Annotated in this window: 12 protein-coding genes and 1 pseudogene; 8 read left to right on the forward strand and 5 right to left on the reverse strand. The window is 62.3% G+C overall.

Translation table 11 applies throughout. The annotated features are described in order from the left end of the window. Position 1: 1 nt before the first annotated feature. Positions 2–2,359 carry a DNA translocase FtsK 4TM domain-containing protein gene (locus tag ABCV34_RS07230; RefSeq protein WP_345798530.1) on the reverse strand — a complete coding sequence of 786 codons (2,358 nt, stop codon included), beginning with the start codon at positions 2,357–2,359 and terminating at the stop codon, positions 2–4. Between the two features lie 45 nt (positions 2,360–2,404). On the opposite strand from ABCV34_RS07230, the gene trxB reads away from it, so the two are divergent. From trxB to ABCV34_RS07255, 5 genes and pseudogenes are all read left to right on the forward strand, one after another. Then, on the forward strand, positions 2,405–3,364 hold the full coding sequence (gene trxB, locus ABCV34_RS07235) for a thioredoxin-disulfide reductase (protein WP_345798531.1): 960 nt from the start codon (positions 2,405–2,407) through the stop codon (positions 3,362–3,364). Next, positions 3,351–4,094, forward strand: coding sequence for a Smr/MutS family protein (locus ABCV34_RS07240; protein ID WP_345798532.1), 744 nt, complete (start codon positions 3,351–3,353; stop codon positions 4,092–4,094). Before trxB ends, ABCV34_RS07240 begins: the two co-directional genes overlap by 14 nt. Positions 4,095–4,098: 4 nt before the next feature. Next, a pseudogene (locus tag ABCV34_RS07245) lies at positions 4,099–4,269 on the forward strand (SMR family transporter); the annotation flags it as partial. A gap of 403 nt (positions 4,270–4,672) precedes the next feature. Beyond that, a complete protein-coding gene (locus ABCV34_RS07250; protein WP_345798533.1) occupies positions 4,673–5,233 on the forward strand; it encodes an NAD(P)H-dependent oxidoreductase in 561 nt (186 codons plus the stop codon). Between the two features lie 349 nt (positions 5,234–5,582). Beyond that, on the forward strand, positions 5,583–6,599 hold the full coding sequence (locus tag ABCV34_RS07255; protein WP_345798534.1) for a virulence protein RhuM/Fic/DOC family protein: 1,017 nt from the start codon (positions 5,583–5,585) through the stop codon (positions 6,597–6,599). A gap of 62 nt (positions 6,600–6,661) precedes the next feature. Here the strand turns inward: ABCV34_RS07255 and ABCV34_RS07260 are convergent, their stop codons facing one another. After that, positions 6,662–7,324, reverse strand: a complete 663-nt coding sequence (locus tag ABCV34_RS07260) for an Arm DNA-binding domain-containing protein (RefSeq protein ID WP_345798535.1) — start codon at positions 7,322–7,324, stop codon at positions 6,662–6,664. Positions 7,325–7,502: 178 nt separating this feature from the next. Further along, positions 7,503–8,759, reverse strand: coding sequence for an NADP-dependent isocitrate dehydrogenase (gene icd / locus ABCV34_RS07265; RefSeq protein ID WP_345798536.1), 1,257 nt, complete (start codon positions 8,757–8,759; stop codon positions 7,503–7,505). A gap of 309 nt (positions 8,760–9,068) precedes the next feature. Between icd and ABCV34_RS07270 the strand changes: the two genes are divergently transcribed. Next, positions 9,069–9,500: a DUF1841 family protein gene (locus ABCV34_RS07270; protein ID WP_345798537.1), complete on the forward strand. Its 432-nt coding sequence runs from the start codon at positions 9,069–9,071 to the stop codon at positions 9,498–9,500. A 66-nt stretch (positions 9,501–9,566) separates the two neighbouring features. On the opposite strand, the gene ABCV34_RS07275 is transcribed toward ABCV34_RS07270, so the two are convergent. Beyond that, the gene (locus ABCV34_RS07275; RefSeq protein ID WP_345798538.1) at positions 9,567–9,935 is read right to left on the reverse strand and encodes a cytochrome c; all 369 of its coding nucleotides are present in this window, start codon (positions 9,933–9,935) and stop codon (positions 9,567–9,569) included. 9 nt (positions 9,936–9,944) lie between these two features. Continuing rightward, on the reverse strand, positions 9,945–10,301 hold the full coding sequence (locus ABCV34_RS07280) for a c-type cytochrome (RefSeq protein ID WP_345798728.1): 357 nt from the start codon (positions 10,299–10,301) through the stop codon (positions 9,945–9,947). 168 nt (positions 10,302–10,469) lie between these two features. On the opposite strand from ABCV34_RS07280, the gene ABCV34_RS07285 reads away from it, so the two are divergent. Continuing rightward, complete coding sequence (locus ABCV34_RS07285; protein ID WP_345798539.1) at positions 10,470–11,333, forward strand: MoxR family ATPase; 864 nt, start codon at positions 10,470–10,472, stop codon at positions 11,331–11,333. A 108-nt stretch (positions 11,334–11,441) separates the two neighbouring features. Then, positions 11,442–12,056 (forward strand): GNAT family N-acetyltransferase, encoded by a 615-nt coding sequence (locus ABCV34_RS07290; protein ID WP_345798540.1) that lies wholly within the window; start codon positions 11,442–11,444, stop codon positions 12,054–12,056. Positions 12,057–12,071 lie beyond the last annotated feature (15 nt).

The raw sequence follows: 12,071 nt of genomic DNA on the forward strand, positions 1-12,071 counted from the left end.
GCTACTCGTCTTCGCCGCCCGCCTGGGCCGGCACCAGAATGTCCCGGTTGCCGTTGGGCTGCTGCGGGCTCACCAGCCCGGAACGTTCCATCTGCTCCAGAATCCGGGCCGAACGGTTGTAGCCAATGCGCAGATTGCGCTGCACGAAGGAAATCGACGCCCGCCGGCTGCGCATCACGACCTCGACCGCCTGATCGTACAGGGGATCGTTTTCCTGGTCGACGAAACCGGTCACGGAACTGACACCATCGCCGGTTTCACCTTCCGCCGCGCCTTCCAGCAAACCCTCGACATAGTCCGGCTCGCCGGACTCCTTCAGGGTCTCGACGACGCGGTGGACCTCGTCATCATGCACGAAAGCCCCGTGCACACGGGTCGGCACGCTGGTGCCCGGCGGTTGATACAGCATGTCACCCTGACCCAGCAGTGCTTCGGCCCCCATCTGATCCAGGATGGTGCGCGAATCGATCTTGGACGACACCTGAAAGGCGATGCGCGTGGGGATGTTGGCCTTGATCAGGCCGGTGATCACATCCACGCTGGGACGCTGGGTAGCCAGGATCAGGTGAACCCCGGCCGCCCGCGCTTTTTGCGCCAGACGGGCGATGAGTTCTTCGACCTTCTTGCCCACCACCATCATCAGATCGGCCAATTCGTCGATCACCACCACGATCATGGGCAGCGTGCCCAGCGGTTCAGGCGCATCGGGCGTCAGCGAGAACGGATTGGGAATGGGCTGTTCCTGCTTTTGCGCCTCACGGATTTTGGCGTTGTAGCCAGACAGGTTGCGCACCCCGAGCTTGCTCATGAGCTTGTAGCGCCGTTCCATTTCAGCCACGCACCAGTTCAGCGCATTGGCCGCGTGCCGCATGTCGGTCACCACCGGTGCCAGCAGATGGGGGATGCCCTCGTAGACGGACATTTCCAGCATCTTCGGGTCGATCAGGATCAAGCGCACCTGACTCGCGTCCGCCTTATAGAGCAGCGACAGGATCATGGCGTTGATTCCGACGGATTTGCCGGAACCGGTGGTGCCCGCCACCAGCAAATGAGGCATTTTCGCCAGATCGACCACCACAGGATTACCGGCGATGTCCTTGCCCAGCGCCATGGTCAGCAGCGACGCGCTGCTGTGATAAACCTGGGAACCCAGGATTTCCGACAGGCGCACTATCTGGCGACGAGGGTTTGGGAGTTCAAGCCCCATCAGGTTCTTGCCCGGGATAGTTTCCACCACCCGGATGCGCACCAGGCTGAGTGCCCGGGCCAGGTCTTTTGCCAGATTGACGATCTGGCTGCCCTTTACGCCTGTGGCGGGTTCGATCTCGTAGCGCGTGATGACCGGGCCGGACTGAGCCGACACCACGATGACGCTGACCCCGAAATCCGACAATTTCTTTTCGATCAGGCGCGACGTGAATTCGATCGTTTCCGGCGATACGGTTTCCTGGGATGGTTCGACCGGATCGAGCAGCGACAGGGCCGGCAGGCTGCCCGCCAGCGATGGATCTTCCTTCACCGTGAATAGCGCTTGCTGCTTTTCCTGCTGCACGCGCGGCGATTTCGGCACCGTGGTGACCGTGGGTTCGATGCGCACCGGCTGTTCGTGCACCAGCTGCGTCTGCCGGGTTTCGACCATTTCCTGGCGTTCGGCCTGAGCCGTTGCGCCCACCCGACGGTCCTGCCAGGCGTTCTTCAGGTCCATCAGGCGGCGCAGGCCCAGTTCCAGGTACAGGCCGACACGTTCCGACACGTTCAGCCAGGAAAAACCGAAGAACAGGCTGGAGCCCATCACAATGAAAGCCAGCAGCAGCAAGGTACCACCGGCATTGCCGGCGAGCTCGGCCAGGATTTTGGCCAGCAGATGCCCCAGCTGGCCGCCGGCGCCGGCAGGCAGCGCCGCACCCCAGTCCTGCAACCGCAAGGCCTCGGTACCCATGCAGCCCAGGAACAGCAGAGTAAAGCCGATACCGACTTCCCAGCGCACGCGCGGCAGCAGTTCGGGAACTTTCGAGGGAAGAACGATGCGCGTCAGCCGATAGAACCCGACCGCGACATAGCGCAGCAGCCAAAGCACCCACAGCCAGGCCGATGCGCCAAACAGGTACAGCATCAGATCCGCCACATAGGCGCCAAAGGTGCCGCCCCAATTTCGGGTCGTACCGCTGTATAGGGAATGCGACCAGCCCGGATCCGATTTGTGCCACGTGGCCAGCACGAGGATCAGCCAGCCGGCCAGGGCCGCCAGCAGGATCCAGCGGGCCTCGCGCAGCAGACCGGTCAGGCGTGTCTGCAGGGGCGAAGGGCCATTGCGCACGTTGCGCGTGGAACGGGAAGAGGTCACCGGAATTCTAGCCATCACGACATTATAATTGCCGGGTCGATGATGAACGGATTTTCTGTGATGTCCACTGCAAAGCACGCGAAAGTGATGATTCTGGGCTCCGGCCCGGCCGGTTATACCGCTGCGGTCTATGCCGCGCGCGCCAATCTGTCCCCGGTGCTCGTCACCGGCCTGGAACAGGGCGGCCAACTGATGACCACGACCGAGGTCGACAACTGGCCCGCCGACGTGGCCGGTGTCCAGGGCCCGGATCTGATGCAGCGTTTCATGGAACACGCCCAGCGCTTCAACACCGAAATGCTGTTCGACCACATCGCCAGCGTCGATCTGGGCAAACGGCCCTTCGTGCTGAATGGCGACACCGGGGCGACCTATACCTGCGACGCCCTGATCATCGCCACGGGCGCTTCCGCGCAATACCTGGGCCTGGAATCCGAGACATCCTTCATGGGCCGCGGGGTATCGGCCTGCGCCACCTGCGACGGTTTCTTCTACAAAAACCAGGACGTGCTGGTGGTCGGCGGCGGCAACACCGCGGTCGAGGAAGCCCTGTACCTGTCGAACATCTGCCGGACGGTCACGCTGGTGCACCGGCGCGACAAGTTCCGCGCCGAACCCATCCTGATCGACAAGCTGATGGACAAGGTCGAAAACGGCAACATGCGTCTGAAGCTCTTCTGCGAACTGCAGGAAGTCCTGGGTGACGCGTCGGGTGTCACGGGCGCGCGACTGATCAACAAGCAGACCGGTCAGACCGAAGACCTGGCCGTGACGGGCACTTTCATCGCCATCGGCCACAAACCCAACACGGCCATCTTCGAAGGCCAGCTGGACATGGAAAACGGCTACATCATCACGCGCAACGGCCGCCAGGGGCTGGCCACGATGACGTCCGTTCCTGGGGTGTTCGCCGCCGGCGACGTGCAGGACCACGTCTACCGCCAGGCCATCACCAGCGCCGGCACCGGCTGCATGGCGGCCCTGGACGCACAGCGCTGGCTGGAGAATGAAGGACACTAAGCCCACCCTGGCCGACCTGCGCAAGCTGCGGGCGGCCGCGCAGGAGATCGCGGAACAGGCCCGGAAGACCACCGCGCGACAAAAGCATCCCGCGCGCGAGTCCCTGCCCGATACCGATGCGCCGGCGCGGGCGGCGGACAGCAACCGCACGCGCACGCCCGAGCCGCTGGACCCGGCCGACCAGGCCCTGTTTCGCCAAGCCATGCGCTTCGTCCAGCCCCTGCCGGATCACGGCCCCCGGGCCCGCATCCTGGCAGGCGCCGGGCGCGATCCGGAATTGCTGCTGCGGACCCGCCGCCTGCATGCCCAGGGCGCAACCCCCGACCTGGACGCAGGGAGGCCCCCATCCCTACCCCATCGATCCCGCGTCGACTTCGACCCCCAGGCCCAGGAATTCCTGCAGCCGGGCTGCGGGACGGATCTGGTGCGTGGCCTGCGCCGGGGTCGATGGATCCCTCAGGCCACGCTGGATCTGCACGGCAGCACGCTGGACCAGGCCCGCGAACGCCTGGACCGGTTCCTGGCATCCTGCCTGGAACACGGCATCCGCTGTGTCCGTGTGATCCATGGCAAGGGCATCGGTTCGCACCGGGGCGAACCGATCCTGAAGGACGCCATCCGCCTGCACCTGAGCCGCCAGGCCTGCGTCCAGGCCTGGGTCCAATGCGATGACGCCTCGGGCGGCGCGGGCGCCGTCCATGCGCTGCTGCGCTTGCCACAACAGGATTGACGCCCCAGTCGGGATCGCCTACGCCGTCTGGTCGGGCGCCGGCATCGTCGCCATTGCCATCATCGGCTACTTCGTCTTCGGACAAACGCTGGATGTGGCCGGCCTGATCGGCATCGGTCTGATCCTGGCGGGTGTGCTGGTGCTGAACGTGTTTTCAGCATCCGGCGGGCATTAGGAATACCCAAAAACGAACAGGGCCGGCGATCGTGTCGCCGGCCCTGCCGGATTTTCATTTTTATGGGTACCGCCTACAAATGAAAGCGCCATCTCCGTAGCGCCAGTGCCCAAGCGGGGCTGTCTCCTCACCTGCATGGGCTGCATTATGCAAGCTGGCACAATATATGACACTTAGGGAAGTCCCTAGGGATCCCTAGGGAAGTCCATCTGAACACTGCTCATATGGCGCCGCCGCAGGACCTCGCACAGAAATGCATGCGCGGGCGTACTATCTTCAGACGAGCAGGAACCCCGTGCATCCGTATCGGGGATCATGTGGCGGCCAGTCCGGAGTGCGCGCTAGCGGCCACAGGGATGTTCCGAAATGCGCACATAGGCAGAACAGAAAGGATGGAACCATCATGGCTAAAAATGTGGATGTCGCTGTCATCGTCGGGAGCCTGCGCAAGGACTCATTCAATCGCAAGATCGCCCAGAACCTCGCCGCGCTGGCGCCTGAACCGCTGGTGCTCACGATCGTGGAAATCGGTCAGCTTCCTCTCTACAACCAGGATTACGACGCCGCCAGCCCGGCGGAATACACGCCGTTTCGCGCCCGCATCAAACAGGCTGATGCCCTGCTGTTCGTGACGCCCGAACATGACCGTTCCATGCCAGCCGCGCTCAAAAACGCGCTGGACATTGGCGGGCGCCCCTGGGGCCAGAGCGTATGGGCCGGAAAGCCCGCCGGCATCGTATCCGCATCGATTGGCGCAACAGGCGCCTTTGGTGCCAACCATCATCTCCGGCAGACTCTGACCTATCTGGATACGCCCACCATGCTGCAGCCGGAAGCCTACATCGGCAAGGTGGACACGCTGCTGGATGAGAAGGGCGGGATCAACAACGACGGTACACGCGACTTCCTGCGCGGATACATGGCGGCGTACGCAAAATGGGTGAAGCATTTCGTCGCCGCATGATTGAATGACCGGCGCGGGAAATGGCCGATGCCTGCGGCTGGCAAAGGCCTGCCCCGCACAATGCGCGGCAGACGCCTGCCAGAATATGAAAAGCCCCGCTTCCGAATAGAAGCGGGGCCTGATCGAACCTCCGGCCGTCAGCGGCCGGGGCACGTTCTTTGGTGTTGGCATCAATACGAGCGCGAACATAGGTACCAAAAACGGAGGGCTTGGCACTTGTGTGCTGGAAGTCTCCCGAGACATGCCTGGGTGTCCGTGAGATACGGTATAACGAATCTGCTCCGTACTGCATCACCCCTATCACTCGTCATTCTCCTGAACCCTGCTGCCGCACAGGCGGGAATACGCCATGACCGAAGAACAACAACTGATCATCTTTGAAGCCGAAGCCGGGCAGGTGGAAGTACGACTGGAAGGCGAGAATATCTGGCTGACACAGAAGCAGATGTCGGAGGTTTTCGAGACCACCCCCGAAAATGTGCTGATGCACTTGAAAAATGTATATGCAGCCAAAGAGTTGGATGAATCCGCAACTGCTAAGGATTTCTTAGCAGTTCGCCAGGAGGGTCGCCGCCAGGTGCGACGAACGCTGAAGCACTACAACCTGGACGCCATCATTTCCGTCGGCTACCGCGTCAACTCCACCCGTGCCACTCGCTTTCGCCAATGGGCCACACAGGTTCTGCGCCAGCACCTGACCCAGGGCTATACCCTGAGCCAGCAGCGATTTGAACAAAACGCCGCTGAACTGGAAGCTGCCCTGACGCTGGTGAAAAAGGCCGCCGCAGGCGCAGCCCTGACGACCGACCAAGGGCGTGGCCTGGTCGATGTTATTGCCCGCTACACGCACACTTTTCTGTGGCTGCAACGCTATGACGAAGGCCTCTTGGCCGAACCTACCGGCAGCCCGGGCGGTGTGCTGCCCTCTCCTGAAGAGGCTCACACAGGCATCGCACGGCTGAAAGCCGACCTGATGGCCCGCCAGGAGGCCACCCATCTGTTCGGCAATGAACGCGACGACCACTTCATCGCGATCCTGGGCAACCTGGACCAAACCGTATTTGGGGAGCCCGCGTACCCGACCGTTGAAGCCAAGGCCGCCCATCTGCTGTACTTCGTCATCAAGAACCATCCATTTTTGGACGGCAACAAGCGCATCGGCTCCTATCTGTTCGTCGATTTCCTGGCCCGCAATGGCCGCCTGCTGCGCCACAACGAACCCGTGATCAACGATGTCGGCCTGGCCGCACTGGCCTTGCTGGTGGCGGAATCAGACCCGAAAGCCAAAGAAGTGATGATCCGCCTGATTGAAAACATGCTGGCACCCGCCCAGACCCGTCATCAGGCTTCTTCCAGACCTGACTGACACGCTGGCGTGTCACACCACCAATTCCAGGAAACCCCATGACTGCCCCCCCCTCTCCGAGGTCATCCGCATCCGGGTGACCCCATCCCATGCTGCGCGGTTGGGCGAAGCCGCAGCCCTATCCGGTCTGTCCCTACCATCAAGGCCGGATTGGATTCCGCCGCCAAGTTGCGAATCGCATAGCTAAAGACCCGCTGGATCAAGGCACGCACGCTTTCAGCCGTATTCGCCGTCTCGCGCAACGGCTCCACGACCCTCAGCACATCGCGAGGCGTGATGGCGTTCAGATTCTGCTGACCAATCACCGGAAACACATGGGCTTCCAGCCAGCGAAGCTGCTGGGCGCGGTACGCCGCAGACCGATAGAACAGGGTTTCTTCAACCCACTTTCGGGCATAGTGCTCGAAGCTGGTTTCGCCACTCGCCTTTGACCGGCCAGACGCCTTGATTTGCAACCCCGCCTTGGGATCCTGGCCCGCCGCGATCTTTTCCATCAGTTCGGCATACCGCTGCCGGGCATCCTTCAACGAAACAGCCGGGTTGCGGCCAATGGTGATCTTGTCGCGGCGACCGTTGTAGTGAAATTTGTAGCGCCAGACCTTGGTGCCAGTGGGCAGGATTTCCAGATACAGACCCCCGCCATCTGTCAGGGCGTAGGGCTTGTCCTTGGTTTTGGCCGCATTGATGACAACAGGCCGCAGGGCATACGAAAAAGTGACAGGCATGGGGCCACGGTTCCGGCAGTTTTGGGGCCATGATCATGATAGCAAAATGGCCCCAAATCATGGCCCCAAAATCATACGATGGCACTGGCTTGCATCGCACCCAACTGGACACTAAAAAGCCCCGAATCCCAATGGAGACGGGGCTTTTCTGAACCTTATTGGATCAGATCGAAAACCATTACATATTGTCGATCATCACCTGGCCGAAGCCCGAGCACGACACCTGGGTCGCACCTTCCATCAGGCGGGCGAAGTCATAAGTGACCTTTTTCGACAGGATGGATTTTTCCATGCTGCTGATGATCAGGTCGGCCGCTTCGGTCCAGCCCATATGGCGCAGCATCATCTCGGCGGACAGAATTTCCGAACCCGGGTTGACGTAGTCCTTGCCGGCATATTTCGGCGCCGTGCCGTGGGTGGCTTCGAACATGGCCACGGAATCCGACATGTTCGCGCCCGGGGCGATGCCGATCCCGCCGACCTGGGCCGCCAGGGCGTCGGAAATATAGTCGCCGTTCAGATTCAGCGTGGCGATGACGTCGTATTCGGCCGGGCGCAGCAGGATCTGCTGCAGGAAGGCGTCGGCGATGACGTCCTTGACCACGATGTCGCGACCCGTCTTGGGGCTCTTGAATTTGCACCACGGGCCGCCATCGATCAGCTGGGCGCCGAATTCGCGCTGCGCGAGGCCATAACCCCAATCGCGGAAGCCACCCTCGGTGAACTTCATGATGTTGCCCTTGTGCACCAGCGTGACGCTCGGGCGGTCGTTGTCGATGGCGTACTGGATGGCCTTGCGCACCAGGCGTTCGGTGCCCTCGCGCGACACAGGCTTGACGCCGATGCCCGAGGTCGCCGGAAAGCGGATCTTCTTCACGCCGAGTTTGTCCTGCAGGAACGCAATCAACTGGCGGGCCTTGTCGGATTCGGCTTCGAATTCGATGCCGGCATAAATGTCTTCCGAGTTTTCGCGGAAGATCACCATGTCGGTCTTTTCAGGTTCGCGCACCGGGGAAGGCACACCCTTGAAATAACGCACCGGGCGCAGGCAGACATACAGGTCCAGTTCCTGGCGCATGGCGACGTTCAGCGAGCGGATGCCGCCGCCGACCGGCGTGGTCAGCGGGCCCTTGATCGACACGACGTAGTCACGCACGGCTTCCAGGGTTTCCGCAGGCAGCCAGACGTCCGGGCCGTAGATTTTGGTGGACTTTTCGCCGGCGTAGACTTCCATCCAGTGGATCTTGCGCTTACCGGCATAGGCCTTCGCAACCGCGGCATCCACGACCTTCAACATCACCGGGGTGATGTCCTGGCCCGTGCCGTCACCCTCGATGTAGGGCAGGATCGGTTCATCGGGGATATTGAGGGAAAAATCCGCATTGACCGTGATTTTCTGACCACCGGCCGGGACCTTGATGTGTTGATAAGGCATGAGTGCTCCAGTGTTGCTGGGGTTGTTGTTCAAAAGAGGGAGTCTGTGCGAGAGTCTAAGTCTTATATAAGAGTTTAACGTAAACTTGCCGCGCGGTACGCCACCGATCCCACCGTGGCCGGATAAATCGGGCTACGCTGATGACCTCTGTCGCGGCGGCACTACCATTCTACCGGCCTGTTTCCCGAAGAAAAGCCCGTCATGACCCGCATGACCGGATCCTTGCGCCGGATCATCGGAACCAATCCCTGAATGGACCGCTAAAATGGGGGTCGAAGCCCTCTTGATCGCGAGCAATCGCCACACTCGATGTTCAACCCCTCTAAAGAGCAGGTCCGCGAATTCTTCACCGAAGCCTGGCGCAAACGGCGCGAAGGCGGCGTGCTGACGCCGCTGGAAACCATGGCCGCCGACCTGGTGGAACGCCACCCGGAATATCAGGACGATCTGCGGGATCCCGAAGCGGCCCAGCGTGAATACCCGGTCGAGGCTGGCCGCACCAATCCGTTCCTGCACCTGTCGATGCACCTGGCCATCCAGGAACAGCTGTCGATCGACCACCCGCCCGGCATCCGGGCAGCCTGGAACGGCCTGCTGCAAACACACGACGAGCACGAGGCCGCCCACATCATCATGGACGCATTGGGCGAAGTCGTCTGGGAGGCCCAGCGGCTGGGCAAGCCGCTGGACAATGATCACTACCTGGACCTGATCCGGCGCTACGCGACCCGGGGCCGGTAGCAAGTCACGCCGCACGGGCAACCGGCCCGGGCGGTAAAAAAGAACGCCCGGGGCCGGTCAGCGGTTCTACTTGAATTCCGACGGATGAACGGACAGCGGCGTGGGCAGGGTCGTCAACCACGCGGCGATGTTGTCGATATCCGTGGCCGACAGCTGGGACGCCATGGCACCCATGATGGGATGTTTGCGGACGTTGGCCGAGGCAGGCTCGCCCTTCTGGCCGCGCTGATAGGCCACCAGCGCGTGGGTCAGATAATCCCGATGCTGCCCGGCCAGGACCGGATAATCCGGCTGGATCGGCGATTTGGCATCCGCCCCGTGGCAGGATACGCAGGTGAATTTCTCGAAGGCCGCCTTGCCCGCGGCCAGATCGGCCGCCTGGGCGGTGGCCGTCGTCAAGCCCAACCCCAGCAGGGCAATCCAGAGTGTGCGCATGGTGTCTTCCTATTTGAGGCTGGAATAGTAGGCGGCGACGTCTGCCATGTCCTGCGGGGACAGGGACCGCGCGATGGCGTCCATGGTCGGGAACGTTCGCGCGCCACTGGCGTATTCCTTCAGCGCCGCCACGATGTAGCCCGCGTTCTGACCGGCGATCATGGGGACGTGGTACAACTCGGGATAGGCGGCCTTGTAGCCCTGGATGTCATGGCAACCAATGCACATGGAGACCTTTTGCGAGCCGGCCTTGGCGTTGCCCTGAACGGCCGGAGGATCTGCGGCGAAGGCCGACCCGGCGACCAGACAGGATGCCACCACCCCGGCGACTCCCAAACCATGCTTTGTCAATCCTTGTGACTTCATATGGCCTCTTGTCTCGTATTTCATTGTAGATGTCGGCATCAGCCTCTATCCTGCCGGGCCGATGAGGCACACTGATTGTACGATAGTTGTCTTCATACAAACAGTCATCGAATTTCGAACCCTATAACATTCCTGCCGCAGACAGCCTGCTTTCCCGAATCCGACCCCATGACCGCACAGCCATTTTCTTCCGCCTCCGAACGCTTCGAGGGAACCGAACGCTACGTCGCCACCGATGCCCTGAAGATGGCTGTCAACGCCGCCCTGGTCCTGCAGCGCCCACTGCTGGTAAAGGGCGAGCCGGGCACCGGCAAGACCCTGCTCGCCGAGGAAGTCGCCCAGGCACTGGGCCGCCCCTTGCTGCAATGGCATATCAAATCCACAACCAAGGCGCAGCAGGGCTTGTACGAATACGACGCGGTGTCGCGGCTGCGCGATTCGCAGCTGGGCGACGCCTCGGTGCGCGATATCCGCAACTACATCGTGCGCGGCGTGCTGTGGCAGGCCTTCGAGTCCGACACCCCCTGTGTGGTGCTGATCGATGAGATCGACAAGGCCGACATCGAATTCCCCAACGACCTGCTGCGCGAACTGGACCGGATGGAATTTCACGTCTACGAAACGCGGCAGACCATCCAGGCGCGGCACCGGCCGCTGATCATCATCACCTCGAACAACGAAAAGGACCTGCCGGACGCCTTTTTGCGACGCTGCTTTTTCCACTACATCGAATTCCCCGACCGCGCCACGCTGGGCGAGATCGTGGCGGTCCATTTCCCCGACCTGCGCGCCGATATCCTGGGCGCGGCGCTGGACGTCTTTTTCCGTCTGCGCGAAGTCCCGGGCCTGAAGAAGCGGCCTTCGACCTCGGAATTCCTGGACTGGCTGGGCCTGCTGCTGGCGGAATCCGTCCCCCCCGAGACCCTGTCCCAGGGTGACGTGCCGCCCCTGGCCGGCGCCCTGCTGAAGAACGAACAAGACCTGAACCTGCTGCGGCGGCTGGCGGCCCTGACGCAGCGCGGGGGACGTTGAACCCGGCAACCGCACAGCGGGGCCCGGATCCTTGATCGACACGCGGGAACCCACCCGATCGATGTTCACGCGGCCTTCTCGGCGCCGTCACGCACAGGACACTTACCGATGAGTACCAGCCAGTTCAAACAAGCACCGCAACCCACCACGCTGGAAGGCCACGGCGTGCGTCTGATTCCATTGACTCCAGACCATGCGGACGGCCTGCGCGCGGCCGCCGCCGACGGCGCGCTGTGGAATCTGCGCATTACCTCGGTCCCCGAGCCGGACCAGACCGAAGCCTATATCGCCACCGCCCTGAATGGGCGGACCGAAGGCCACATGCTGCCCTTCGCCGTGACCGATGCCGCCAGTGGCGCCATCCTGGGCACCACCCGCTACCACGACATCGTGCCCGTCGTTGCGCGGCTGGAGATCGGCTACACCTGGTACGGACGGTCGCACCAGCGTACGCACGTCAATACCGCCTGCAAGCTGATGCTGCTGGAACACGCCTTCGAGACCCTGGGCGCGGCTGTCGTGGGCTGGCGCACCGACAACTACAACCTGGCCTCGCAGCGCGCCATCGAACGCCTGGGCGCTCACCGCGACGGCATTATCCGCCACCATGTGCTGCGTCGTGACGGCACTGTGCGCGACACCGTCATGTACAGCCTGCTGGCCGGCGAATGGCCCGAGGTCCGCGCCCACCTGCGCTACCAGTTGCAACGCGGCCGCGCCTGACGGCCGCGTTGCGCT

Source organism: Castellaniella sp. MT123, from assembly GCF_039614765.1.
In the GTDB taxonomy this organism is placed as follows: domain Bacteria; phylum Pseudomonadota; class Gammaproteobacteria; order Burkholderiales; family Burkholderiaceae_B; genus Castellaniella.